The organism is Brevibacterium sp. RIT 803 (genome assembly GCF_016892625.1).
Classification (GTDB): Bacteria; Actinomycetota; Actinomycetes; order Actinomycetales; family Brevibacteriaceae; genus Brevibacterium.
Map to the genome: position 1 here is coordinate 392,904 of NZ_JAFEMW010000005.1, position 23,372 is coordinate 416,275.

The 23,372-nt window shown below is 63.8% G+C and carries 26 protein-coding genes; 15 read left to right on the plus strand and 11 right to left on the minus strand.

From position 1 onward, the window contains the following. The first annotated feature begins 82 nt into the window (after positions 1-82). Both JTF07_RS20955 and JTF07_RS17365 read left to right on the plus strand, forming a co-directional pair. The gene (locus JTF07_RS20955) at positions 83-1,597 is read left to right on the plus strand and encodes a glucose-6-phosphate dehydrogenase (protein ID WP_204235454.1); all 1,515 of its coding nucleotides are present in this window, start codon (positions 83-85) and stop codon (positions 1,595-1,597) included. Continuing rightward, a complete protein-coding gene (locus JTF07_RS17365; protein ID WP_204235455.1) occupies positions 1,594-2,436 on the plus strand; it encodes an SMP-30/gluconolactonase/LRE family protein in 843 nt (280 codons plus the stop codon). Before JTF07_RS20955 ends, JTF07_RS17365 begins: the two co-directional genes overlap by 4 nt. Before the next feature lie 50 nt (positions 2,437-2,486). Here JTF07_RS17365 and JTF07_RS17370 read toward each other — a convergent pair whose 3' ends face one another. From JTF07_RS17370 to paaI, 3 genes are all read right to left on the minus strand, one after another. Next, complete coding sequence (locus tag JTF07_RS17370) at positions 2,487-3,149, minus strand: TetR/AcrR family transcriptional regulator (protein WP_204235456.1); 663 nt, start codon at positions 3,147-3,149, stop codon at positions 2,487-2,489. 69 nt (positions 3,150-3,218) lie between these two features. Continuing rightward, positions 3,219-4,514, minus strand: a complete 1,296-nt coding sequence (paaK, locus tag JTF07_RS17375; RefSeq protein ID WP_204235457.1) for a phenylacetate--CoA ligase PaaK — start codon at positions 4,512-4,514, stop codon at positions 3,219-3,221. A 78-nt stretch (positions 4,515-4,592) separates the two neighbouring features. Continuing rightward, complete coding sequence (gene paaI / locus JTF07_RS17380; protein ID WP_204235458.1) at positions 4,593-5,096, minus strand: hydroxyphenylacetyl-CoA thioesterase PaaI; 504 nt, start codon at positions 5,094-5,096, stop codon at positions 4,593-4,595. Positions 5,097-5,510: 414 nt separating this feature from the next. Between paaI and paaA the strand changes: the two genes are divergently transcribed. The 9 genes from paaA to JTF07_RS17425 all read left to right on the plus strand — a co-directional run bounded on the left by paaA (position 5,511) and on the right by JTF07_RS17425 (position 13,396). Beyond that, on the plus strand, positions 5,511-6,521 hold the full coding sequence (paaA, locus tag JTF07_RS17385; RefSeq protein WP_204235459.1) for a 1,2-phenylacetyl-CoA epoxidase subunit PaaA: 1,011 nt from the start codon (positions 5,511-5,513) through the stop codon (positions 6,519-6,521). Then, complete coding sequence (gene paaB, locus JTF07_RS17390) at positions 6,518-6,829, plus strand: 1,2-phenylacetyl-CoA epoxidase subunit PaaB (protein ID WP_143922875.1); 312 nt, start codon at positions 6,518-6,520, stop codon at positions 6,827-6,829. The genes paaA and paaB overlap by 4 nt, the downstream gene beginning before the upstream one ends. A gap of 13 nt (positions 6,830-6,842) precedes the next feature. Continuing rightward, entirely contained in the window at positions 6,843-7,811 is a 969-nt protein-coding gene (gene paaC / locus JTF07_RS17395) for a 1,2-phenylacetyl-CoA epoxidase subunit PaaC (protein WP_204235460.1), read from the plus strand. Further along, the gene (gene paaD / locus JTF07_RS17400; RefSeq protein WP_502710968.1) at positions 7,805-8,395 is read left to right on the plus strand and encodes a 1,2-phenylacetyl-CoA epoxidase subunit PaaD; all 591 of its coding nucleotides are present in this window, start codon (positions 7,805-7,807) and stop codon (positions 8,393-8,395) included. Before paaC ends, paaD begins: the two co-directional genes overlap by 7 nt. Before the next feature lies 1 nt (position 8,396). Continuing rightward, positions 8,397-9,515 (plus strand): 1,2-phenylacetyl-CoA epoxidase subunit PaaE, encoded by a 1,119-nt coding sequence (paaE, locus tag JTF07_RS17405; protein ID WP_204235461.1) that lies wholly within the window; start codon positions 8,397-8,399, stop codon positions 9,513-9,515. Between the two features lie 102 nt (positions 9,516-9,617). Next, the gene (locus JTF07_RS17410) at positions 9,618-10,784 is read left to right on the plus strand and encodes a thiolase family protein (protein ID WP_204235462.1); all 1,167 of its coding nucleotides are present in this window, start codon (positions 9,618-9,620) and stop codon (positions 10,782-10,784) included. Beyond that, positions 10,781-11,659: an enoyl-CoA hydratase/isomerase family protein gene (locus JTF07_RS17415; protein ID WP_204235463.1), complete on the plus strand. Its 879-nt coding sequence runs from the start codon at positions 10,781-10,783 to the stop codon at positions 11,657-11,659. The genes JTF07_RS17410 and JTF07_RS17415 overlap by 4 nt, the downstream gene beginning before the upstream one ends. Beyond that, positions 11,656-12,552 (plus strand): 3-hydroxyacyl-CoA dehydrogenase family protein, encoded by an 897-nt coding sequence (locus JTF07_RS17420; RefSeq protein ID WP_204235464.1) that lies wholly within the window; start codon positions 11,656-11,658, stop codon positions 12,550-12,552. Before JTF07_RS17415 ends, JTF07_RS17420 begins: the two co-directional genes overlap by 4 nt. Positions 12,553-12,619: 67 nt before the next feature. Continuing rightward, entirely contained in the window at positions 12,620-13,396 is a 777-nt protein-coding gene (locus JTF07_RS17425; protein ID WP_204235465.1) for an enoyl-CoA hydratase/isomerase family protein, read from the plus strand. Positions 13,397-13,429: 33 nt separating this feature from the next. Here the strand turns inward: JTF07_RS17425 and JTF07_RS17430 are convergent, their stop codons facing one another. Then, positions 13,430-14,023, minus strand: a complete 594-nt coding sequence (locus JTF07_RS17430) for a YdhK family protein (protein ID WP_204235466.1) — start codon at positions 14,021-14,023, stop codon at positions 13,430-13,432. Positions 14,024-14,163: 140 nt separating this feature from the next. Between JTF07_RS17430 and JTF07_RS17435 the strand changes: the two genes are divergently transcribed. Next, entirely contained in the window at positions 14,164-14,490 is a 327-nt protein-coding gene (locus JTF07_RS17435) for a CueP family metal-binding protein (RefSeq protein ID WP_204235467.1), read from the plus strand. A 27-nt stretch (positions 14,491-14,517) separates the two neighbouring features. On the opposite strand, the gene JTF07_RS17440 is transcribed toward JTF07_RS17435, so the two are convergent. Further along, entirely contained in the window at positions 14,518-15,258 is a 741-nt protein-coding gene (locus JTF07_RS17440) for a TVP38/TMEM64 family protein (RefSeq protein ID WP_204235468.1), read from the minus strand. On the opposite strand from JTF07_RS17440, the gene JTF07_RS17445 reads away from it, so the two are divergent. Further along, positions 15,257-15,400: a hypothetical protein gene (locus JTF07_RS17445; RefSeq protein WP_204235469.1), complete on the plus strand. Its 144-nt coding sequence runs from the start codon at positions 15,257-15,259 to the stop codon at positions 15,398-15,400. The genes JTF07_RS17440 and JTF07_RS17445 overlap by 2 nt on opposite strands. Here the strand turns inward: JTF07_RS17445 and JTF07_RS17450 are convergent. From JTF07_RS17450 to JTF07_RS17460, 3 genes are all read right to left on the minus strand, one after another. Continuing rightward, a complete protein-coding gene (locus JTF07_RS17450) occupies positions 15,390-15,560 on the minus strand; it encodes a hypothetical protein (RefSeq protein WP_204235470.1) in 171 nt (56 codons plus the stop codon). The two genes, JTF07_RS17445 and JTF07_RS17450, sit on opposite strands and share 11 nt — an antisense overlap. 19 nt (positions 15,561-15,579) lie before the next feature. Beyond that, positions 15,580-16,953 (minus strand): L-lactate MFS transporter, encoded by a 1,374-nt coding sequence (locus JTF07_RS17455; protein ID WP_204235471.1) that lies wholly within the window; start codon positions 16,951-16,953, stop codon positions 15,580-15,582. A 224-nt stretch (positions 16,954-17,177) separates the two neighbouring features. Continuing rightward, positions 17,178-17,972, minus strand: coding sequence for a SurA N-terminal domain-containing protein (locus JTF07_RS17460; protein ID WP_353844006.1), 795 nt, complete (start codon positions 17,970-17,972; stop codon positions 17,178-17,180). Positions 17,973-18,225: 253 nt separating this feature from the next. Here JTF07_RS17460 and JTF07_RS17465 point away from each other — a divergent pair, with 253 nt between their 5' ends. Next, complete coding sequence (locus tag JTF07_RS17465) at positions 18,226-18,582, plus strand: VOC family protein (RefSeq protein WP_204235472.1); 357 nt, start codon at positions 18,226-18,228, stop codon at positions 18,580-18,582. A 6-nt stretch (positions 18,583-18,588) separates the two neighbouring features. Here JTF07_RS17465 and JTF07_RS17470 read toward each other — a convergent pair whose 3' ends face one another. Beyond that, positions 18,589-19,134 carry a dihydrofolate reductase family protein gene (locus JTF07_RS17470; protein ID WP_204235599.1) on the minus strand — a complete coding sequence of 182 codons (546 nt, stop codon included), beginning with the start codon at positions 19,132-19,134 and terminating at the stop codon, positions 18,589-18,591. 232 nt (positions 19,135-19,366) lie between these two features. Between JTF07_RS17470 and JTF07_RS17475 the strand changes: the two genes are divergently transcribed. Next, positions 19,367-20,581, plus strand: a complete 1,215-nt coding sequence (locus JTF07_RS17475) for a M20 metallopeptidase family protein (protein WP_204235473.1) — start codon at positions 19,367-19,369, stop codon at positions 20,579-20,581. A gap of 56 nt (positions 20,582-20,637) precedes the next feature. Here JTF07_RS17475 and JTF07_RS17480 read toward each other — a convergent pair whose 3' ends face one another. Then, the gene (locus tag JTF07_RS17480) at positions 20,638-22,344 is read right to left on the minus strand and encodes a BCCT family transporter (RefSeq protein ID WP_252199897.1); all 1,707 of its coding nucleotides are present in this window, start codon (positions 22,342-22,344) and stop codon (positions 20,638-20,640) included. Positions 22,345-22,385: 41 nt separating this feature from the next. Then, complete coding sequence (locus tag JTF07_RS17485; protein WP_204235474.1) at positions 22,386-23,363, minus strand: flavin reductase; 978 nt, start codon at positions 23,361-23,363, stop codon at positions 22,386-22,388. Positions 23,364-23,372: the final 9 nt, after the last annotated feature.

Below are 23,372 nucleotides of genomic sequence, written 5' to 3' on the forward strand. Positions count from 1 at the left end.
GCGTGGGCGACAGACACGACTCGGTCTTCGCCGAGCAGAAGCCCCATCGTCTTGAGCGGAAGCCCGTCGACAGGAGAGCACAGTGAACGCCAACCTCATCATCTTCGGTGCCGCAGGAGACCTTGCCGGGCGGTTTCTGCTTCCGGCACTGGCGGAGCTCGCCGCCATCGAAGCATTGCCGAATGATTTCTCACTCACGGCTTCGGCGACTTCGGAGATGACGAACGAGGCGTACCGCGACCACGCCGAGGAAAAGCTGAACGAGCACGGTGCCGACTATCCAGAGGCTGCTCGCAGCTGGATCCTCGACCGGACGCAGTACAGGACGACGGATGTCACCGACGCTGCCGACATGGCCGATCTCATCGACACGGCAGGCCCTGACCAGAATTCGCCGGTCACCGTCTATCTCGCTCTGCCTACCGGTCTCATGCCCGATGCGCTGCGAGCCCTGGCCGCTGCGGACCTTCCGGCAGGCAGTCGGATCGCGATGGAGAAGCCCTTCGGGGCGGACCTCACCGGCGCACGGGAACTGGACAACCTCCTCGGCGAGCTCTTCGGTGACGATGCCGCGGAGATCGTCTTCAACGTCGACCATGCGCTCGGGATGGCTCCGCTGCAGGCGATGCTGCCGCTGCGGTTCTCCAACCCGCTGCCCGAGGCCGTCTGGAACAGTGAGCACATCGAAGAGGTCCGACTGCTGTGGGATGAAGCCATCGCGCTCGAAGGGCGCGCCCGGTTCTACGACAGCACGGGAGCGCTCAAGGACGTCCTGCAGAACCACCTGATGCAGGTGCTCACGATGAGTGCCATGGAGCGGCCAGAGGGAATCGAATCAGGGTGGCCGAGCGCCGCAGAACTGCGAGCTCGCAAGACGGAGGTTCTGTCCGCCGTTCGGCCGCTGTCGGCCGCTGACGTCCTGACCTCCACCCGCCGGGCTCGATACACGGCAGGAACCCTCGCCGATGAGCCGGAAGCCGCGGGGAAGAAGGTGCCCGACTACATCGCCGAGGACGGTGTCGACGGCGATGGCGATACCGAGACCTTCGCCGAGGTTGTCCTGAATATCGATTCGCCGCGCTGGGCGGGCACCCGGTTCCGACTGCGCACGGCAAAGGCGCTCGATCGCACGCGCAAGGGCATCGAGATCCTGTTCCGGCCGGTCGGTGCCGCCCAACAGGGTGCACGGCTGTGGATCGGCCTCGACGGACCATTCGACGTCGAGCTCGGTCTCAATACGAGCAGCTCCCGCGACCGGCTGGCGTCGATGAGCCTGATCGGTGAGCAGCCGCGGCCGGATTTCTCCCCGTACGGGCACGTACTCAAGGACGTTCTCGAAGGCGAGTCGGATCTGGCGGCAGGGCAGGAGGAATCGACGATAGCCTGGCAGATCCTGACCCCGGTCCTCGAGGCGTGGAAGGCGGGTGCGGTGCCGATGGAAGACTATCGTGCAGGCAGCCCCGGCCCGGACTCGAAGCCCCCGGCCGGGCCGGAGCAGGAACGAGACGCGGAGCCGCCGTCGGACTCACTGCCGCAGCCCGGGGCGAAGCCGCCATCGAACTCACGGCAGCGGCCCGATGTGAGGGGGCGGTCATGAGAGCCGAGCAGATCACCGATCCGATCGCCTACCATGGCGAAGGCCCAGCATGGTCACCGTCATGGGGCGGTCTGCGCTGGGTCGACATGCTCGCCGGGGATATCCTGACGCTGCGTGATGAGCGGGTCGACCGCAGACATATCAGCGAGGTCGTCGCAGCCCTCCGCCCTCGCCGAGGCGGTGGCGCGGTCCTCGGACTCGAGCGCGGATTCGCCCTTGAGTCTCCCGAGGGGCACATCACCGCCCTACCTGAAGTGTGGACCCAGTCGGACATCCGGATGAACGAGGGCGGCTGTGACCCGGAGGGAAACTTCTGGTGCGGATCGATGGCCTATGACCAGAGCCCCGGTGCGGCCTCGCTCTATCGGCTCAGCCCCGAGGGGCGAGTCGACGTCATGCTCGAGGGCGTGACCATCTCCAACGGCCTCGAATGGAGTCACGACGGTTCGCTCGCCTACTACAACGACACACCTACGGGCCAGATTGCCGTCTTCGACTTCGATCCCGATAGGGGACTGCGCAACCCTCGGGCCCTCGTCGAACTCCCTGACGGCGGCCGTCCCGATGGGCTCACCGTCGACAGCGAGGGCTGCGTGTGGGCGGCTGTGGTCAACAGAGGAGCGGTTCACCGCTACCGACCCGACGGCACCCTGGACGGAACCGTCGAGGTCGGCGCCGGCAAAGTCACAGCCTGCGCCTTCGGTGGCGACAACCTCGATCGGCTCTTCATCACCACGTCGCAGGAGAATGTGGACACCGCGGCAGATCCGCTGGCGGGTGCCCTGTTCGTCGCCGAGGTGGGCGTGACCGGAATGCCGCTGCGCGAGTTCGCGGGATAGGGGCTCTCAGGCCTCGGGATAGGGGCTGCGGCCGCAGGATAGGCCGACTCTCAGGCCTCGAGGCCGTTGAAGGCCATCGAGGTGACGGCCTCGGCGATGGTTTCAGGGTCGACGGGGTAGCTGGGGCGATACCACTCGGTGATGGAGTTGACCATGCCGAAGAGCAGACGGGTGATCAGACCCGGGGTGAAGTCCGAGCGCAGGCCGCCGTCCTCGATCGCCGCAGCGACGAGAACGCGTATCTTGTCGTCGATCTTCCGGCGCTGCTCGAGGGCTTCGCGCTCGACGTCCGAGTTTCCGCGCACGCGCAGCAGCAGGGTCACAGAGTGGTGGTATTCGATGAGGATGACGACGCTGGCGTGAACGGCGGCACGCAGGCGCTCGAGCGCGGTGAGGCCGGTGCGCTGGCGTTCGTCCTCGACCGCGGAGTCCAGGGCGCTGATGCCGCGGTTGATCGCCAGATGCAGCAGCTCTTCCTTCGACTTCACGTGATGGTAGATCGCTGACTTGGTGATCCCGAGTTCACGCGCCACGGTGTCCATGGACGTGCCGTCATAGCCGCGCGAGACGAAGACCTCGGTGGCCTTGTTGATCAGAGTCTCCCGGTCATAGCCGGGCCGCCCGCGACGTGTGCGCTTGGGCGCTGAACCCACGGCTGCGCCGACACCTGAGTCAAGGTCAGGTGTCGGCGCAGGTGAAGTCGTTTTCGGCATGCGCACCAGTCTAACCAGCCCGCAGCGCGGACGCCGCGTACGGCACCGCAGTCCACCGCCCGCGGGTGATCATCTGAGACCCTCGCGGCGGTCGATGATGCGCTTGAGTTTGCCGACCGAGCGGGGCAGATCGCCGGGCTGGAGCACGGACACGGTCGATGAGACGCCCAGGCGCTCCTTGATCCGCGCGGCGACCAGACCGTTCAGACCGTCGAGCTCGACAGCTCCGACGCCTTCGCGGGACTCGACCTCGACGGTGACCTCGTCCATGCGTCCGGGGCGGGTGAGCACCAACTGGAAGTGGGGGCTGAGGTGTTCGAACTCGAAGAGCACGGACTCGACATTGGCCGGGTAGACGTTGACTCCGCGGATGATGATGAGGTCATCGGAGCGGCCGGTGATGCGCGAGATGCGGCGGAAGTTCGGGTTCGCGGTGCCCGGCAGCAGGCTCGCCAGATCATGTGTGCGATAGCGGATGATCGGCAGCGCCTCCTTCGTCAGGGAGGTGAAGACCAGTTCGCCCTCCTCACCGTCGGGCAGGGCCTCGCCGGTGTAGGGGTCGACGATCTCCGGATAGAAGTGGTCCTCCCAGATCGTCGGGCCATCTTTGGTCTCCGCAGATTCGCAGGCGACGCCGGGGCCCATGACCTCGGAGAGGCCGTAGATGTCGACGGCATTGATGTTGAAGGACTTCTCGATCTCCTTGCGCATCTCATCGGTCCACGGTTCGGCACCGCAGATCGCAGTCTGCAGGCTTGTGGTCGTGGGGTCGATGCCCTGCTTGTGGAACTCATCGAGGATCGTGAGCAGATAGGTCGGCGTGGCCGTGATGATGTCGGGCTTGAAGTCCTGGATCAGCTGCACCTGCCGCTGCGTCTGACCGCCGGAGATCGGGATGACGGTGAAGCCGTGGCGCTCGGCACCATGGACGCCCAGGCCGCCGGTGAACAGTCCGTAGCCGTACGCGTTGTGCATCATCTGGCCGCGTCTGCCGCCTGCACCGAGGATTGAGCGGGCGATGAGGCTGCCCCACTTGTCGAGGTCACCCAGCGTGTATCCCACGACGGTCGGCAGCCCGGTCGTGCCCGAGGACGCGTGGATTCGAGCGACGTCTTCACGCGGAACGGCGAACATGCCGAATGGGTAGTTGTCGCGCAGGTCCTGCTTGTTCGTGAACGGCAGCTTCGCGATGTCGTCGAGACTCGTGATATCCGCGGGGGTGACGCCGAGATCGTCGAATGCCTTCCGGTAGAACGGCACCTTCTCGTAGACCTTCGTGACAGTGGACTTGAGGTTGGCGAGCTGGTCGGCGCGCAGCTCATCGAGGCTCATGCGCTGGCCGGCGTCGAGTTCAGTGGCAGTCATCGTTGTCTCCTTGGTCAATCCTGTTGTACTTCGCAATTCGTGGGGCGCCGAGGTGGGGCGTTGAGGTGGCGCGTCGGATCAGGTGGACGCGGGCTTCGGTGGAGGCAGGGTGCGGGAGCGGCCGCGGTAAGTCGCCACGATCTCGTCTCCGCGAGTGACTTCGATGTCGTAGATCCCCGAGCGGCCCTGTTTGACGATCTCTTTGCCGCGGGCGACGAGCTCGTCGCCGACGTAGGTGGGTCTGAGGAAGTCGATGTCCCCACCCGAGGCGACGGTGGTGGAGCCGGGATAGTTGCAGGCCATCGCAAAGGTGGTGTCGGCGAAGAGGAAGATATAGCCGCCGTGGGTGATCTCGTGCCCGTTTGCCATGATGTCGGTGACCGTCATCGAGCACTGTGCCCAGCCGGGACCGTGATCATCGACGGTGATGCCCAGATGTTGCGAGGCACGATCGTTGGCGAACATCGCCGCAGCACCGGTCACCTTCTCAGCGTTGTCGCCTTCGGCTGTACCTGTTGCTGCCGCGCTGTCCTGGGGCGCGGGCGCAGCAGTCGGTGTGGTCTCGTGGCTGGGTTCTCCCATGTCAGGCTCCTCCTCGAGTCGCTGGTCGATGGCACGCTCAGCCGTTGAGACTGCACGTGAGTGATGGAGATCGATTCCTCGCGGAACCCGGCAGGAGTGCCCTGGAGCGACGTCGGAGAATAAACGACCATCTGGTCAATAAATATGGTTGTGATCGGCGTCTCTGTCAAGTCGAGCCAGCGGAGCGTCGGAAGCGTGCGTGATGCTCGAGGTGATCTCGAGACGCCGGTGTCGGCGTTGCACCTCGGCGTGGGGTGTGCCACACTGAGAGTGAACAATACAGAACAAATGGTCAGTAAATGATTGTCCCGGGTCGGCGGTCTGAGGATGGTCGAACCGAACGCGCAGTCCTCAGTGGTGCGGCATTCGAAGCCACGCACTGCCGGGAAGGGCGCATCCAAGGGTGGAGTGGTCATGACGACGCAAATGAACGAAACGGAACTCGAGGCGCAGTTCGCCGCGACGATCGAGTCCAAGGACCGGATCGAACCGCGTGACTGGATGCCGGAGAAGTACCGCAAGACTCTCGTGCGACAGGTGGCTCAGCACGCGCACTCGGAGATCATCGGCATGCAGCCCGAAGGCAACTGGATCTCCCGCGCGCCTTCGCTGCGACGCAAGGCGATCCTGCTCGCGAAGGTCCAGGACGAGGCTGGCCACGGACTCTACCTGTACTCCGCCGCCGAGACCCTGGGCGCGACGCGCAACGAGCTCACCGAGAAGCTCATCGCCGGCAAGCAGAAGTACTCCTCGATCTTCAACTACCCGACGTTGGCCTACACCGACGTCGGCACGATCGGCTGGCTCGTCGACGGCGCCGCGATCTGCAACCAGGTGCCCCTGTGCCGCACCTCCTTCGGCCCCTACGGTCGTGCGATGATCCGCGTCTGCAAGGAAGAGTCCTTCCACCAGCGCCAGGGCTACGAACTGCTGATGACGATGATGCGCGGCACCGAAGAGCAGCGAGCCTCGGTCCAGGAATCGGTCAATCGCTTCTGGTGGCCCTCGCTCATGATGTTCGGCCCGCCCGATGACGACTCCCCGAACACCGAGCAGTCGATGGAGTGGGGCATCAAGACCCACACCAACGACGAGCTGCGCCAGAAGTTCGTCGACATGTCCGTCCCGCAGGCCGAGGCCCTGGGCGTGACCTTCCCTGATGAGGGCCTGAAGTGGAACGAAGAGCGCGGCCACTACGACTTCTCGACCCCGGATTGGGACGAGTTCTGGGCCGTCGTCAAGGGCAACGGTCCATGCAACGAGCAGCGTGTGGCCCACCGCAAGCGCGCGTGGGACGAGGGAGCCTGGGTGCGTGAAGCCGCGCTCGCCTTCGCCGAGAACACCGCCGGCGACGCAGCTGACACCGACACCACGAACCCCGCCGCTGACACCACAAACACCGTCGCCGAGGAGACCGCCAAATGAGCGCAGAGACACAGACACCAGCGACTCGCGGCGAATGGCCCCTCTACGAGGTCTTCGTGCGCGGCAAGCGCGGACTCAACCACGTCCACGTCGGATCGCTGCACGCAGCCGATGACCAGATGGCGATCCACCATGCCCGCGACGTCTACACCCGCCGCAATGAAGGAGTGAGCCTGTGGGTTGTCCGCTCCTCGTCGATCACGGCCTCGAGCCCCGACGAGAAGGACCCCATGTTCGCGCCCAGCGGCGACAAGGTCTACCGCCACCCGACCTTCTACGACATCCCCGACGATGTCCCCCACATGTGAGGAGGGCCTGACGATGACCAACGAACCTTCCATCCACGTCGACCACGACGAAGCCGGAGCCAACATCGAGCACGGCGATCACGAAAACGCCTATTCGGGGCTGCTCGTCAATGACGCGCATTGGGCCTTCGGCACAGACTTCGAAGATCCCCTGGCCGGAGTCGACACCACCGTTCCCTCCGGCGTCGACCCGAAGGATCTCGCGGCCTACTGCCTCATGCTCGGTGACGATGCTCTCGTCTTCTCCCAGCGGATCTCCGAATGGTGCTCCAGCGCGCCCGACCTCGAAGAGGACATCGCGCTGGCCAATATCGCCCTGGATCTGCTGGGCCAGTCCCGGCTCCTGCTCGCCCGGAGCGCTGCCGCAGATCCGAGTCTCGTGCCGCAGCTGCCCGAGGGCTCACCGGTGCCTGACGAGGACCGTCTCGCGTTCTTCCGAGAGGACCTGGCGTTCCGCAATGTCCGCCTGGCCGAGGTCCCCAACGGCGATTTCGCCGAGGCGGTTGCGAAGATCCTCATCTACTCCACCTGGCGCCTCGCGATCTTCGAACGACTCCAGTCCAGCAGGGACTCCGTGCTCTCGGCCATCGCGGTCAAGGGTGTGAAGGAGATGTCCTACCACCGTGACTTCGCCGGCCGCTGGGTCCTCACACTTGCCCGCGGCACCGAGGAATCCAAGACTCGTCTGCTCACCGCACTCGAGGGACTCTGGCCGCTGTGGGACGAACTCTTCGAGACCCACCCTGTCGAAGCCTCGGTGGCGGCGGCCGGAATCGGGGTCGATCCTGCTGAGGTGGCCGACGAGGCCGGAGTCATCCTCGACCAGGTCTTCGCCGCAGCCGGCATCGAGCGCCCAGAACGGGGCGCGCTGGCCGGGGTGCGAGGACAGAAAGGCCGCGACGGACTGCACACCGAAGCACTGTCGAAGATGCTCGCCGACATGCAGGTCGTCGCCCGCCAATACCCGGAAGGACAATGGTGACCGCAGCACTTCAGACCCCCGCGTCCACCGTCCGCGGAGACAGTGAGGACCAGCGCACGCAGGTTCCGGCGGCCGACCACCACACCGCCGAGGCGCTCGATCGTGCCCGCGTCGCCGCGGCTCGCGTCACGGACCCGGAGATGCCGATGCTCACGCTCGTCGATCTCGGCGTGCTCCGTGACGTCGCGATCGAAGACGGACGCGTCGTCATGACCATCACCCCCACCTACTCGGGATGTCCGGCGATGGCGACGATGCGCGATGATCTGCAGCGCGAACTCCAGGACGCAGGTTTCGAAGGCGCCGAGGTGCGGGTGTCACTGACTCCGGCCTGGACCAGTGATTGGATCACTGAAGAAGGACGGAAGGCGCTGAAGGGTGCTGGAATCTCCCCACCCGGGCAGGCGCCTCAGCACACGGGGCCTGTGGTTCTGACGCTGATGCCCACGAAGCGGGCCCTGACCTGCACCCTGTGCGGATCGGCCAATGTGAAGCTGTCCTCGGAATTCGGCCCCACGGCATGCAAGGCGATGTACCAGTGCCTCGACTGCCTCGAACCGTTCCAGCATGTGAAGGAGATCTGAGATGACCGAGACGATCAATCAGAGCGCCGAGGCGACCGAGCCGACCGTTTCAGGTGCGGGCGCTCCCAGATCGAGCTTCTACCCGCTGACCGTGAAGTCCGTCGACCACCTCACCGAGGACTCGGCGGCAGTGACCTTCGACGTGCCGGGCGAGTACGCGGAGCTCTTCGACTTCGCCGCAGGGCAGTCCCTGACTCTGCGCCGGATGATCGGCGGTGCCGAGCACCGCCGCTCCTACTCCATCTGCGCCCCGGCCGGAACTGACCCGCGCATCGGTGTCCGTGAGATCCCCGACGGGCTCTTCTCCACATGGCTCGTTCGTGACGTCCGCCCAGGTGAGACCATCGAGGTCCAGCCACCCAGCGGCAGCTTCCAGGCCGACCCTGACCTCGGCGGACGGCACCTGTGCATCGCCGCAGGTTCGGGCATCACCCCGATGCTCTCGATCGCCACGACCGTGCTGTCCAACCCCAAGGCTTCGGTGACGATGCTCTACGGCAACCGCACCACGAACACCGTGATGTTCGCCGAGGAGCTCGCCGACCTCAAGGACTCCCGCAACCAGCAGCTCGACCTCATCCACATCCTCTCCCGCGAACCCCGGGAGGTCGAACTCTTCTCCGGCAGACTTGATGAGGAGAAGCTGCGCGCGCTGCTGACGAACCTGGTGCCCATCGGCGATATGGACCACGTGTGGCTGTGCGGTCCCTTCGGCATGCTCAGCGATGCTCGCGCCGTGCTCGCCGAATTCGGTGTGCCCAAGGACAAGGTCCACTTCGAACTCTTCTACGTCGACGAACCGCCACCGGAGGTCGTCCACGCGGACAAGGTCGTCGAGGGCGCCACCAGCGACGTCACGATCGTCCTCGACGGACGACGGACCACCTCGGCGATGTCGCAGGGCCAGACGATCCTCGATTCCGCACAGGAATCGCGCTCGGATCTGCCCTTCGCCTGCAAAGGCGGAGTCTGCGGTACGTGCCGGGCCAAGGTCTGCGGCGGCGAGGTCGACATGGTGCGCAACTATGCCCTCGAAGACGCCGAGGTGGAGGCGAACTTCGTCCTCACCTGCCAGACCTTCCCCGTCAGCGACGAAGTCACGGTCGACTACGACTCGTGAACGAAATGACGCGAGCGCCGAGACTTCCCAGCGTCCGGCGCTTGCGGTCGCTAGGCTTGAGGATCAGCGACGCTGCACCACACATCACACTTGAGGAGACCCATGCCCGAGGCATTCATCCTGGACGGACTGCGCACACCCATCGGCCGCTACGGCGGAGTCCTCGCTGATCAGCGACCCGACGATCTGGTCGCGAGCACGCTCAAGGCCGTTGTGGACCGGTCGGGAATCGACCCGTCCGACATCGACGAGGTGATCCTCGGCTCGGCCAACCAGGCCGGTGAGGACAACCGCAACGTCGCCCGCATGGCCGTGCTGCTGGCCGGTCTGCCCGAGTCCATTCCCGGATTCACCGTCAACCGCCTGTGCGCCTCGGGGCTGACTGCAATCACGACGGCACGACAGATGATCGCCGCCGGCGACGCCGATGTGGTGGTGGCCGGCGGAGTCGAATCGATGACCCGCGCACCCTGGGTGACGGAGAAGCCCTCACGTCCCTGGGCGAAACCCGGCAAGTCCTGGGACACCTCGATCGGCTGGCGCTTCACCAACCCCTCCTTCGGTGAGGACACGACCCTGTCGATGCCTCAGACCGCCGAGCGTGTGGCCGAACAGTGGAAGCTGAGCCGCGAAGCCCTCGACGAATTCGCCTACGCCTCTCACCAGAAGGCACTCGCGGCACAGGAGGCCGGCAAGTTCGATCCCGAAATCCTGCCCATCGGCGACATCAGCGCCGATGAGGGACCCCGGGCAGACACCACCGTGGAGAAGCTCGCCAAACTGCGCGCGATCCACGGACCCGGCGGCGTCATCACCGCCGGCAACTCCTCCTCCCTCAACGACGGAGCCGCTGTCACGATTCTCGTCAGTGAACGCTACGCCGAGAAGCACGGTCTGAACCCCAGAGCACGAGTCGTCACGGGTGCCAGTGCCGGCGTCTCCCCGGAGATCATGGGCATCGGGCCCGTTCCGGCCACTCGCAAGGTCCTCGACCGAGTCGGCTGGAGCGTCGGCGACCTCGAGGCCGTGGAACTCAACGAGGCCTTCGCCTCACAGTCCCTGGCCTGCATCGGCGACCTGGGCCTGGACCCGGAGACCGTGAACGCCTTCGGCGGAGCGATCGCGCTGGGACACCCACTGGGCTGCTCGGGCGCACGCATCACCCTGACCCTGCTCAATCGCCTCGAACAGGCCGATGCCAAGCGCGGACTGGCGACGATGTGCGTCGGCGTCGGCCAGGGCTCGGCACTGCTGCTGGAGCGGGCATGAGCGCGGGCGGCGGCGCCGAGAGTGCAGGGAGCAGCGCCGAAAGCGCAGGGTCGAACTCCCCGCTGCTCATCGAGCGCCTCGAGGATCGGACGATCATCCGGCTCAATCGGCCCAAGGTGCGCAACGCCATCGACCTCGACATGGTCGAAGCCCTCCACTCGGTGTGCGCCGAACTCGAGGCTACGCCGAAGGTCGCGATCATCACCGGTTCCGACGGAGTCTTCGCTGCCGGCGCAGACATCGGGCAGATGCGCAATCGTGGCCGCGAGGAGGCCCTGGCTGGCATCAACTCGAAGGTGTTCTCTCGCATCCAGGAACTGCCGATGCCCGTCATCGCTCTCGTTGAGGGGTATGCTCTGGGCGGCGGGGCGGAACTCGCATTCGCGTGTGACTTCCGCATCGGCACGCCCACGACTAAGATCGGCAATCCAGAGCCCGGGCTCGGCATCATCGCCTCGGCCGGAGCCGCCTGGCGATTGCGTGAACTCGTGGGAGAGCCACGAGCCAAGGAGATTCTCTTAGCCGGTCGCACCCTCCAGGCCGACGAGGCGAAGTCGATCGGATTGCTCAATGACGTCGTCGACCCTGAGGACCTCGAACTCGCCGGTGAGGCACTTGCCGACCGGATCGTGAGCTTTGCTCCATTGGCTGTGAGACTGAGCAAATCCGCATTCCACGCGCCCCGTGAGGCCCACCCTCTCATCGATAACGTGGCCCAGGCAGTGCTGTTCGAGACCGAGGAGAAATACGCCCGAATGGATGCGTTCCTCGCGAAACGAGAAGCCAAGAAGCGGAAGAAGGCCGGAGCAGTGGCGACGGAGGCCATCGACGAACAGCCCGTGCCGCGAACCGGACAGAAGGGCGACACCGAATGAGCGAGCAGGCCGCGCACGAACCTGACGCAGTTCACACCCCGAACTCGACAACGGACTCAGACAGCGGCCCGCTGGTCCCAGAGACCGTCGGCGTCTACGGCGGAGGGCGGATGGGTGCAGGCATTGCCCACGCCTTCGCCAGCGCCGGAGCACGCGTCATCATCATCGAGAATACCGATGAGACCGTGGCCGCGGCCCAGGAGCGCGTGGACGCCTCAATCGAGAAGTCGAAGTCCAAGGGCCTCGACGTCAAGGGCAGCGTCGAGGTCGTACGCGATCCCACCCTGCTCGACCAGGCTCTCCTCGTCGTCGAGGCCGTCCCGGAGATCGTCGAACTCAAGCAGGAGATCCTGGCGGCCATAGCGAAGTACGCGCCGGCCGCGAGCATCGCCACGAACACCTCGGCCCTGTCGATCGATGAGCTCGCCGCTGCACTGCCACGGCCACACGCCCTCATCGGACTCCACTTCTTCAACCCTGTCCCCGTCAGCGACCTCGTCGAGGTCGTCGTCGGCACCCATACGCAGCCAGCGCTCGTCGAGGTTGCGAAGTCCTGGGTCGCGGGTCTGGGGAAGACGGCGATCACGGTCAAGGACTCACCGGGATTCGCCTCCAGCCGCCTCGGCGTGGCCCTGGCCCTCGAAGCGATGCGGATGGTCGAGGAAGGAGTCGCGAAGCCTGCGGACATCGACAACGCAATGACCCTGGGCTACCGCCACCCGGCGGGACCGCTGAAGACCACGGACATCGTGGGCCTCGACGTCCGCCTCGGCATCGCCGAGCATCTGGAAGCAGAGCTGGGGCCCAGGTTTGAGCCGCCACAGCTGCTCAAAGACAAAGTCGCAGCAGGTCAACTGGGTCGAAAGTCCGGTCAGGGATTCTATACCTGGTGACACAACAGGCAACAAGCCTGCTTGTTACACTGTCATCTCAAACACCGTCAGCTGCAAGGGAGCACACGTGACCGAGATCCAACTGTCCAATCGGGGGAACATCGCAGAGATCGTCCTCGACGGTCCCGATTCCCGCAACGCCCTTGACGCTGACAACCTCCGGGACCTCGCGGCGGCTGTGGCCAAGGTCGCCGAGGCGATCCCGAGCGTTCGTGTGCTCCTGATCAGGGGAGAGGGCAAGGTCTTCAGCTCCGGTCGTGACATCTCGGCCGTCGACGTCGAGACCGATGACGCGCATGCATTCCTCGCCGAGGTCTTCACTCCCGTCTTCCAGGCCATCCGGGCACTGCCGATCCCCGTGATCTCGCAGGTCCAGGGTGCCGCTCTCGGACTGGGGTTCGGGGTTGCAGCGGCAGCTGACATCATCATCGCCGCCGATGACGCGAAGTTCGGTTCGCCGTTCGCCGCGATCGGCGCGATGCTCGACTCGGGCGCCCACCACGTGTTCCTCGATCGGGTGGGCTATCACCGGACGATGGACCTCATCATCACCGGTGACTTCATGACCGGCGCCGAGGCGGCCGCTGCGGGCATCGTGTCCCGTGCTGTCCCAGCCGATGAGCTCTCCGAGTTCGTCGAGTCGAAGCTGGCCACGATCGTCACCGGCCCAGCCGACGCGTTCGCGATGGAGAAGGGCTTCGTGCAGAAACTCGCCGACGAGCGCCCACCCCTGGCGCAGGTGCTTGCGGAAGAGGCCAATCTCCAGGAGACCGCGCGTCAGACTCCGGACTACGCCGAAGGGTTCAAGGCCTTCCAGGAGCGCCGCGCGCCGCAGTTCGACTGAGCCGCCGTTGGGCCCCGGTCTCCGAAGCTGAGGTCATCTGACTGACTGGACCTCGTCCTCGGTGACCCATTTGTGGTTCGTCATCGTCATGTCATCCATGTCGATATCGACCATGTAGACGGTGTCCTCAGTCGACCCCTCGATCGTTGCCTCGGCGCCCCTCATCCCCGGCATGTGGTCTGCGTTGAGAGTCGCCTTCGCACCGTCCTTGAGGGGAGCCTTGCCGGGGTTCTTCAGTTCTTCGTGGACGACCCATCTGTGGTCCTCGACTGGGTCGCCGCCATCGGTGGGCGTGTAGCTGACCGAATAGGTCGTGGTGTCGAAGGCGCCGGAGATCGTCGCCTTCGCGCCGTTCATCCCCGGCATGTGGTCAGCGGTGAGAGTGACTTCATCGCCGGTGGCGTATGTGGGATCGGATGCCTTGTCGATGCCCTTGGGCGGCTGACCGCCGTCCGCGGCGTGCTCATGGCTTTCGCCGTGGTTCTCACCCGATGCCGACTCGGACTGCTTCTCATGCTGTGAGTGCTGAGCACCCTCGTCGCCTTCAGAGCTGGCGCATCCCGACAGCAGCAACGCTGCTGCGGCTGCGACCGCAGCGATGGTCGTCAATGGAGCGGATGTCTTCATTTTCTCTCCCGGGGTATCCCTGGCAACGGCGGTCCGATCGCGGGCTGCACGAAGGCGCCCGAGGTCGACGCTATACCTAGAGGGGGTATTGTTGTCAACGTGATTCAGACTCAGGCGACGCCTGCGGCGAAGCTCAGGAAGTGACTATCGATCTGCCGGAGGAGCAGGCATATGTCTCGATTGCTCCCTACATGGCTACCACCCACGACTGCTTCTATCACAGTCTGACAACCTGTCGCGGAGAGCTCGGCAACGAGGAGCTTGACGTAAAGATCACCGACAGCGCCACCGGCGAATGTGTCGTCGACGATCGGGTGACCACGTTCGAGAACGGCTTCGCCGGATTCTGGGTCCCAAGCGACATCGTAGGAACGATCTCCATCACTCACGAGGGGAAGTCCGGTTCTGTTGACTTCTCGACCGGGGAAGAGGGTGCGACCTGCATCACCGATCTGCGCCTCTCCTGATCTGAAGCCTCGGTTATCCGGGTCTGATCAGTCCTCGGGGTTCGCTTCAGGCTCGTTCTCTGTCGTCGCCGGGTGCTTCTGCTCCGACTTCCAGCGGCGGAAGGTGAGGATCGTCAACACGATGACCAGGGCCCACGAGATGCCGACGGCGATGCCGTTGATGACGCTGGGCCGTCCGATGAAGGCACCGACCGCGACAAGTGACAGCTGACCCGGCAGGGCCGAGATCACGGTCGCGATGAGGAATGTTCGACTCCTGATCCCCAACGCCCCGCTGCCGTAGTTCACCGGCCAGTATGGAAATCCTGGCATGAGGCGAAGGATGCACACCGCATAGAACCCGCCGTTGGTCAGCCGGGCCTCGATCGCCTCTGCGTGAGAGCCCAACAGCTTCATCACGGTGTCGCGACCAAGTCCGCGTGCGACCCAATAGCCGCCGACGCAGCCGGCTACGACTCCGATCATCGACAGGATCGTGCCGAAGATGAGGCCGAAGGCGAGACCGCCGGCTACGGCCATGATGGTCACCGGGATCGGCGTTGCTGCAATGAGCGCATAGACAATGATGAAGATGCCGAAGCCCCAGAAACCGGCATCGGCTATCTGCTTCTGGATTCCGTCTAGAGAGGGCAGGTGCACGTTGAACACCAGCCACAATCCGGCGAGCACAGCCAGCGCCAATGCCACATTGCGCAGGACCGATCCCCACGGCACTCGAGATTCGCCGTGAGAGCTCGGTTGCGGCGCGGAGTTCTCATCATTCGGCATGGAACGATCCTACGTGTCGGCCTCGGCAGGTGATGAATCGACGAGGCCCGCCGACGTGAAGTCGACGGGCCGCCTCGGCGAGGTCCGGATGACCTCAGCCCATTGCCATGACGATGATGCCGTTCGGATGTTCAGCCGGTGAAGATCGCGACGGCCTTGATCACGGTCAGGGTCAGGCCCCAGACGAGGCCGCCGACCACGACAACGGTCAAGGTCGAACCGACCGCCTTATAGGTGCCGCCGACAGGAGACTGAGGTGAGCCCTCGGGCGGGACGTGTGCTGTTGGAGTGGAGTTGCTCATGAGATGTCCTTCCCTGCTTTCAGTTGCCGTCTTCGAGGGCGGCGGCCTGCTTGGCCTTGACGTCCTCTTCGCGTTCGAAGAACTTCTCCTTCACGGGGCGGACGAGGATGTTGGCGACGAAGCCGATTGCGAGTGCACCGACCATGATGTACATGCCCGGAGTGTAGAGCTCGGGGCCTGTCTTTCCGGCCTTCTCTCCTGCCTCGACGACAGAGTTGACGATGAGGGGGCCCGCTACGCCCGCTGCTGACCATGCGGTGAGCAGGGCGCCGTGGATGGCCCCGACCTGATAGACGCCGAAGAGATCCTTGAGGTAGGCAGGAATGGTCGAGAAGCCGCCGCCGTAGAACGAGATGATGACCAGCGTCGCCAGAATGAACAGGACGATCGAGCTGCCTCCGAAGAGTGCCACGACCAGGTAGAGCAGCAGTCCGACGCCGAGATACATCATGTAGTTGTTCTTCCGGCCCAGGTAGTCCGAGGTCGTCGACCAGATGAAGCGGCCGCCCATATTGCCGATCGACAGCAGCCCCACGAAGCCGGCGGCAGCTGCGGCCGTGATGCCGAAATAGGACTGAATCATCGGAGCGGCGTTTTCGAGGATGCCGATGCCGGCAGTGACGTTGAGGAAGAGGACCACCCACAGCAGCCAGAACTGCGGTGTGCGGATCGCATTGCGCACCGAGACATTGCCCGTTGTCTGCATGGGCTTGGTCGTCGCTTTGGCGGGGTCGAAGTTCTTGGGCGTCCACTCGGGGTGGGGCACGCGGATGACGAAGGCGCCGGCGGCGATGACCACGGCGTAGACGATGCCGAGGGTGACGAAGGTCGGCGTCAGACCTGCCACGAGGTTCTCGGGTTCCGGACCGCCTCCGTAGAGGCTCATCAGCTGGTTCGACATCGGGCTGGCGATGAGTGCGCCGCCGCCGAAGCCCATGATGGCCAGGCCGGTGGCCAGCCCCGGGCGGTCCGGGAACCATTTCATCAGCGTCGAGACCGGGGAGATGTAGCCGATGCCCAAGCCGATGCCGCCGATGACGCCGTAGCCGAGGTAGACGAGCCAGAGCTGCCCGGTCATGATTCCCAGTGATGCGACGAAGAAGCCGACCACCCAACAGGTGCCTGCTGCGACCATTGATGCGCGCGGGCCGTTCTTCTCCACCCAGGGGCCGAAGATGGCCGAGGAGATGCCGAGCATGAGGATCGCGAGCGAGAAGATCCAGCCGATTGAGACTTCACCGGCATCGAAGTGCGTCATGAAGGGGATCTTGAAAACGCTGAACGCATAGACCTGTCCGATGCACAGGTGGATGGCAAGCGCGGCCGGCGGGATCAGCCACCGGTTGAAGTTCTTCGGCGCGACGATCGCAGATCGCGTGAGGACGGAAGCCATGGAGGGATCCTTAGATTGGTGTGCTCTGCGTGCGACCGCTATCGGTCGCACGTGCTGTGAGGACGGGCGTGTCAGGACGACACGTTTCTGTTCTCCTACAGGTTAGAGCGCACGCAAGCATTTTGCGAGGAACACTCAGGGATTCCCCAAGAATGAGACTCGGGCCTGTCCGGCCCGAGTCTCTGGCAGTCAGAGCTCGATGGCTCGTGCCTGTGGCGTTCCGGTCAGAGGTTGATCGTGACGTCGCCCTGTTTGCGAAGCTTCTTGGCGTACTTCTGAGTCGCCTCGGTCGACTTCTGGCTCTTCACCTGTTCCTCGAGCTGGGGGCGCATCTTCTCAAGAGGTGGGACTTCCTGAGCCTGCTGGCCGCCCTGCTGTGCCATCTGCTCCTGCTGCGTCTTCGCCTGCTGGTAGGCCTGGCCGATCTCTTCGCCGCTGACCTTGAACTCGCCGTATTCGTCCTTGATGAGGTCTTCGATCGACAGCTGGGTCTTCAGCTCGGAGTGGACCTTCTTCTCGTCCATGCCCTGCTTCTTCATGGCGGCGAGGAAGTCCTTCTTGCTCATCTGGCTGGACTTGGCGGACTCTCCGAGAGCCTTGTCGATGTCCTTGTCGGAGATCGTGATGTCGCGCTTTTCGGCTTCCTGGCTGAGCAGCTCGGTGCTCACCAGGTTCTCAGCCGTCTGAGTCTTGAGCTGCTTCTCATCGACCTGCTGGCCCGACTGCTGAGACTGCATCTGCATCTGCTGGTACTGAGTTTCGTAAAGGGGGACGAAGTCATCCTTGGTGATCTTCTTGCCGTTGACCTCGGCGACGACCTTGGGGATGCCATCAGTGTTCGGCTTGCCTTCTTGGCTCTTGCCCTGGCCTTGTCCCTGGGCTTGGTCTTGCCCCTGCTTCTGCTCAGCCGCGGCGGAGGTCTGCTCGTCCGCTGGTTTGTCCTCGGCTGAACCGCAAGCGGCGAAGGACACCACGGATACGGACAAGGCGAGGCCCAGCAGCCACTTGCTCTTCTGCACATTCACTCCTGAAATCGGGATCAGCCTGTCAGGCTAACAGTCGCGATTCACCGAAGTATGTGTGGAGTATGAATGTCGCTTGGCAAGCCGGATTGTGGAGGTTGGGCGTGAAGGTGCCCATGGCGGTGCTGAGCGCTTCAGGTCGTGTCTGTGCTGGACCTATGTCGAGTCGGCAACGGCAGATAGACTCGGGACGAATCGGATGTGCGGTCGGACCCTACGGAGGCCGGGCTGCGGACGGAGGTGTCCACGGATGCAATCGAAATTTCGCGGAGTATTCCTGACCTGCGACGACGCCGAGGTGACAGCTGACTTCTACAGGAACGTTGCCGGGGTACCCTTGGAGGCCGTCAGCAGCGACGAGTACACCTATTGGATGGTGGATATCGACGGTGTCCAGATTGCTCTTCATGACGCGAAGGCCTTTGCCGACTACAGCTATCCGCCCAACCCGTCGTCCAATCTCACCCACCTCTATTTCCGGATCCCCGATCTGGAGGGGTTCCTTGATCACGTGCAGAGCGTCGGTGCGCCACTCGTCGAAGTCGATGACGTCGTCGTCACGGTCGAGGACCCCGACGGGCGGAAGGTCATGTTCGGCACGGCGTGAGTGGCTTCACTGCTGTGGGCTGTAGGCCGAATAGACGACACCGCTGACGAATGACTTCGAGTCGAGCAGCTGCAGTCGGGGCCGGGCGTCTTCGGGAAAGAAGCCGCGACCACGTCCCTGCCACACCGGATAGGTGAACATTCGGTACTCGTCGACGAGGCCGGCGCCGATCAGTGAATGCGCCAGGGTAATGCTTCCGGTGAGGATGACGTCGCGACCTGGCTCCTCGCGCAGGGCGGCCACAGCCTTGAGCGGATCCTCGCCGATGACGGTTGAGTTCTGCCAATCCGGGTCTGCCAGCGTCGTCGACACCACCCGCTTGTCGGCCTGGTTGAGGTGCTCGGCAACCCCTGTGGTGTCATCGGTCTGCAGCGGCCAGTAGCCCCGGAAGTCCTCGAATGTCCGCCGACCCAGCAGCAGCACATCCTCGTTGGCCGACTGACGCATGAGCTCGGTGGACAACTCCTCATCTTGGGCCTGCGGGTCGAACCAGTCGTCGAGCATTTCGATTCGACCGTCAAGGGTCTGGTTCTGAGTGATGATGATGCGCACGATGGGCTCCTCGTCGAGTGGTGGCGTCACCGTCCACGGTACGCACGGCGCGACCCGAGATCCATAGTTGGGACGACCAGCTTCACCTCAGGCATCGACGCGCTCGGGGACCGGGTCGGTGGCTTCCCTGCGGGCTTGACCCGATTCGTCGCAGCCTCAGACGGCGCGGTCAGGTCGGAATCTCAGTAGAGTCGGATTCACAGCCCATTTTGCCCGAAGGAGAACCGCGTCCATGTCCGCATCACCATCCTCATCCATTCCAGATTTCCGCACCGAGGCTCAGGTGCTGCACGACGATCTTGTGAGACTGCGTCGTACTCTGCACGCCAATCCCGAGCTCGGGTACCAGCTGCCGTTCACCCAGAAGACCGTTCTCGAAGAGATCGCCGATCTGGGACTCGATATCAGCACAGGGGAGTCTCTGACCTCGATCGTGGCGGTGCTCAAGGGAGGACGCCCCGGGCCTGCAGTTCTGTTGCGTGGGGACATGGATGCCCTGCCGGTGGTCGAGGACACCGGACTCGACTACGCCTCGACGAACGGCAATATGCACGCCTGCGGCCATGACATGCATACCGCTGGTCTCGTCGGCGCCGCTCGTCTGCTTGCCGCGCACCGAGACGAGCTGCCCGGGTCCATCGTATTCATGTTCCAACCCGCCGAGGAGGTCGAAGGAGGCGCCGAGCCGATGATCGCCGAGGGTGTGCTCGAGGCGGCAGACGTGCCACTTGTCGCGGCGTACGGAATTCACGTCGAGGCTGATGTGCGCGGACGGTTCACCACCAAGGGCGGGCCGCTGATGGCGGGGTTCGCCGATCTCAATCTGAAGGTCCACGGCGCCGGCGGCCACAGCTCCCAACCGCAGGCCACTCGCGATCCCGTGCCTGCCATCGCCGAGATTGCGCTCGCCCTCAACACGATGGTGTCACGGTCATTCGACATCTTCGACCCGGTCGTCGTGTCCGTGACCCAGTTGGAAGGCTCGCAGGCCAGCAACATCATCCCCGACACCGCGAAGCTCACCGCCTCGGTCCGCTATCTCTCAGCCGATTCGATCGCGCTGCTGCAGGAGCGTGTGCCTGAGATCGCTGAGAACATTGCCCGGGCACACCGGTGCACCGCCGAGGTGGACTTCCGGATCGGATTCCCCGTGACCGTGAACAACCCCGCCGAGACTCAGTTGGCCATCGACCGCCTCGGCGAGGTCTTCGGTTCTGACCATGTTCAGGAGATGGCTGCCCCGCGGATGGGATCCGAGGACTTCTCCTATGTGCTGCAGAATGTGCCGGGTACGTTTGTGTTCCTCGGAGCCACTCCAAAGGGTGTGGACCCGAACGCGGAGACAAACCATTCTCCCAGGGTCGTCTTCGACGACGGGCTGCTTGGGGACCAGGCAGCAGCCCTCGCCCACCTCGCGTTCACACGTCTGCTCGACGAACTCGGCTGACGATGACGTCGGGCCCGCCGTTGGTGCAGCGGGCCCAGCATCGGATCAGTCCTGAGTCAGATCTCCTTCTTGATGGTGGCCCCGGCACGGGCCTCCAGCTCTTCCAGATCCTTCCGCCTGACTTTGCGATAGGCATCGAAGTCGTGATCCTCATGCAGAGTCTTCACGATGCAGAAGCCGAGGATGCCGACGATGACCGCGAACGGCAGCGCTGATAGCATCGCCGCCTGTTGCAGGGCCGCGAGCCCTCCGGCGAAGAAGAGGACCATCGCCGTCGTTCCTGTCAGTGCTCCCCATACCGTGAGTACCCAGCGGCTGGGTTCGAGGGTTCCGCGGGAGGTGAGCATGCTGAGCACGAAGGTGTTCGCGTCAGCGCCTGAAACGAAGTAGAGGACAACGAGGATGATCGCAATCACCGAAGTAAGACCAGCCATCGGAAGATGTTCCAGTGTTTCAAAGAACGCTGAATTCACATCCGCGGCCGCGGCTTTGCCGATGCCGCCGTCACCCTCCATGTCGATCTTGATCGCCGTTCCGCCGAAGATCGTGAACCAGATGAAGAAGACAAGGCTGGGGATACCCATGACCCCGAGGACGAATCCGCGGATCGTTCGACCCTTGGATATCTTGGCGAGGAAGACGCCGACGAAGGCACCCCAGCTCAGCCACCATGCCATCATGAAGTACGTCCAGTACTGATACCACTCAACGTCGCCGGCCACCAGTGGAGTCAGGAGACTGGTCCTGAAGAAGTCATTGAGGTATTCGCCTGTCGAGCGGAAGAAGAGATTTCCGATGAAGCCTGTGGGGCCGACGACGAGAACGAAGAGACCGAGGAAGATCGACAGTACTGCCGTCGTCTGGCTGAGGAACTTGATGCCCCGGTTGACTCCCGACAGTGCAGACAAGGTGAACACGACTGTGATGCCCAAGATGATGATGATCTGAACGAACAATTCGTTCGGAATCCCGAAGACCCGGTTGAGGCCCTCGGTGATCTGTGATGCACCCAGTCCCAGCGAGGTGGTCGTCCCGAACAGCGTGGCGATCACCGCCAGAATGTCGATGAGGTTGCCAAGCCATCTGTCCATGGCTTTGCCGAAGACCGGCTTGAGCATGGGCGAGATCAGTCCGGTGTTTCCTCGCCTATGGGTCGAATAGGCGATGGCGAGGCCGAACACACCGAAGACCGCCCAGGCGTGAGGTCCCCAGTCGAAGTAGGAGAACTGGAGTGCGCGTACCGCTGCCTCGGTGGTGCCAGGGTCAGCGAGTCCGTGGGGTGGAGTCGTGAAATGGCTGATCGGTTCGGCCACACCGTAGCTGATGAGTCCGATGCCCATCACAGCGGAGAGGATCATGGTCAGCCACGCCCAGGTGCTGAACTCTGGTCGGTCGTCATCGGCGCCGAGGCGGACCCGCCCGAACCGGCTGAACCCGAGATAGAGGAGGAGTCCGATGCAGCCGAGAGTGAGGACCAGGTACACCCAGCCGACCTTCGCAGCGACAACGTCCATCGCGGCAGTCATCGCCGTTGCCATGCCGTCGGGCGACAGGGCTCCCCACAGAGTGAATGCGGCGACTCCGACGATGGAGATCCAAAAGACACGACCGGGGCGATGTCTCATTGCGACGGCGTAGGCGACCTCCGGTGTCGGACCGGATTCGGACTCCATGCCGTGGCCCGGCAGCTGTGCTCGGGCGCCCGCGGAGTATCGGGGGCCATCCCGATCCGCATCGGGGTATTGCTCGGAATCGTCGTTCATGGGAACTCCACTTCATTGTGAATCGGGCGTGTGCGCATCGCTCAGGTGAGCGGGGAGAGGTCCTGGCTGTCAAAGAACTTGCCGGCCTTGTAGATCATCGGCTCGTCCTCGGAAGCCTCCGCGCTGCGCACCCGACCGACGAATATCGTATGGGTCAGGGCCTGGAAGCGTTCCTTGATCTCGACTTCGATTGAGGCTGCCGAACCGTCGATAAGTGGTGATCCATGGGGTCCGGAATGCCAGTCGAGCTCAGCGAACTTGTCTGTGGCCTTCGATGCGAAGGTACCGATGGTCCCTCGCTGATTGCGGCTCATGATGTTGATCCCCATGTGGGAGGAGCGGAAGAGTGCAGGGTAGGTCGAGGACGTCTTCTGCACGCAGACGAGGACCAGCGGCGGGTCGAGTGAGATCGAATTGTAGGAATTCACCGCCAGGCCACGAGGCTTTCCGTCTTCGTCCGTGGTCGTCACAACTGTCACCCCGGTGATGAACTGCCTGTTGAAGGACTTGAGCGATGCCGAAGACGGTTCGCCGGAGAAGTCATCGGTGACCACGTCACCTGCGTGGGATTCGAATGCCGAGGACAGGGACTTGAGTCCGAGGTCGGCGAGCAGCGCGTGTGCATCCCAGGTGACCTCTTCTCGGCAGATGACTCCCTGATCGAAGGTGATGAGGTTCGAACCGTGGGTCTTCACCTGCTGCCCGGTGGGAGGAACATCGTTGAGCGGCCGGGTGAAAGTGCCCGTGGAGTGCCAGTAGATGGCTCCCTGATCGCCTTCGATGAGGATGCGGTCGATCGTGGTGGTGAGATCTGGGAAGGCTGCGCGGATCTCGTTGATCTCTGCCTTGGTCTCCTCAACGCTTCTCTCCTTGCCGGAGTTCGCGGAGACGCGCACGTAGTCGTCGGTGAAGAGTGAATCGAGAGCATCGGTGTTTCCGATGTCCCATGCTTCGCGCCAGGTTCCGATGATGGTCGTCTTAACGTCGTCGTAAGGACGTGCTTCTTTGCTCTGTTGCATACTAGAGAT

Bases quoted from the DNA above. Each gene is read 5' to 3' on its own strand.
- JTF07_RS17365 (WP_204235455.1), top strand. From the start codon at position 1,594: ATGAGAGCCGAGCAGATCACCGATCCGATCGCCTACCATGGCGAAGGC.
- JTF07_RS17370 (WP_204235456.1), bottom strand. From the start codon at position 3,149: ATGCCGAAAACGACTTCACCTGCGCCGACACCTGACCTTGACTCAGGT.
- paaK (WP_204235457.1), bottom strand. From the start codon at position 4,514: ATGACTGCCACTGAACTCGACGCCGGCCAGCGCATGAGCCTCGATGAG.
- paaI (WP_204235458.1), bottom strand. From the start codon at position 5,096: ATGGGAGAACCCAGCCACGAGACCACACCGACTGCTGCGCCCGCGCCC.
- paaA (WP_204235459.1), top strand. From the start codon at position 5,511: ATGACGACGCAAATGAACGAAACGGAACTCGAGGCGCAGTTCGCCGCG.
- paaB (WP_143922875.1), top strand. From the start codon at position 6,518: ATGAGCGCAGAGACACAGACACCAGCGACTCGCGGCGAATGGCCCCTC.
- paaC (WP_204235460.1), top strand. From the start codon at position 6,843: ATGACCAACGAACCTTCCATCCACGTCGACCACGACGAAGCCGGAGCC.
- paaD (WP_502710968.1), top strand. From the start codon at position 7,805: ATGGTGACCGCAGCACTTCAGACCCCCGCGTCCACCGTCCGCGGAGAC.
- paaE (WP_204235461.1), top strand. From the start codon at position 8,397: ATGACCGAGACGATCAATCAGAGCGCCGAGGCGACCGAGCCGACCGTT.
- JTF07_RS17410 (WP_204235462.1), top strand. From the start codon at position 9,618: ATGCCCGAGGCATTCATCCTGGACGGACTGCGCACACCCATCGGCCGC.
- JTF07_RS17415 (WP_204235463.1), top strand. From the start codon at position 10,781: ATGAGCGCGGGCGGCGGCGCCGAGAGTGCAGGGAGCAGCGCCGAAAGC.
- JTF07_RS17420 (WP_204235464.1), top strand. From the start codon at position 11,656: ATGAGCGAGCAGGCCGCGCACGAACCTGACGCAGTTCACACCCCGAAC.
- JTF07_RS17430 (WP_204235466.1), bottom strand. From the start codon at position 14,023: ATGAAGACATCCGCTCCATTGACGACCATCGCTGCGGTCGCAGCCGCA.
- JTF07_RS17445 (WP_204235469.1), top strand. From the start codon at position 15,257: ATGGAACGATCCTACGTGTCGGCCTCGGCAGGTGATGAATCGACGAGG.
- JTF07_RS17440 (WP_204235468.1), bottom strand. From the start codon at position 15,258: ATGCCGAATGATGAGAACTCCGCGCCGCAACCGAGCTCTCACGGCGAA.
- JTF07_RS17450 (WP_204235470.1), bottom strand. From the start codon at position 15,560: ATGAGCAACTCCACTCCAACAGCACACGTCCCGCCCGAGGGCTCACCT.
- JTF07_RS17455 (WP_204235471.1), bottom strand. From the start codon at position 16,953: ATGGCTTCCGTCCTCACGCGATCTGCGATCGTCGCGCCGAAGAACTTC.
- JTF07_RS17465 (WP_204235472.1), top strand. From the start codon at position 18,226: ATGCAATCGAAATTTCGCGGAGTATTCCTGACCTGCGACGACGCCGAG.
- JTF07_RS17475 (WP_204235473.1), top strand. From the start codon at position 19,367: ATGTCCGCATCACCATCCTCATCCATTCCAGATTTCCGCACCGAGGCT.
- JTF07_RS17480 (WP_252199897.1), bottom strand. From the start codon at position 22,344: ATGAACGACGATTCCGAGCAATACCCCGATGCGGATCGGGATGGCCCC.
- JTF07_RS17485 (WP_204235474.1), bottom strand. From the start codon at position 23,363: ATGCAACAGAGCAAAGAAGCACGTCCTTACGACGACGTTAAGACGACC.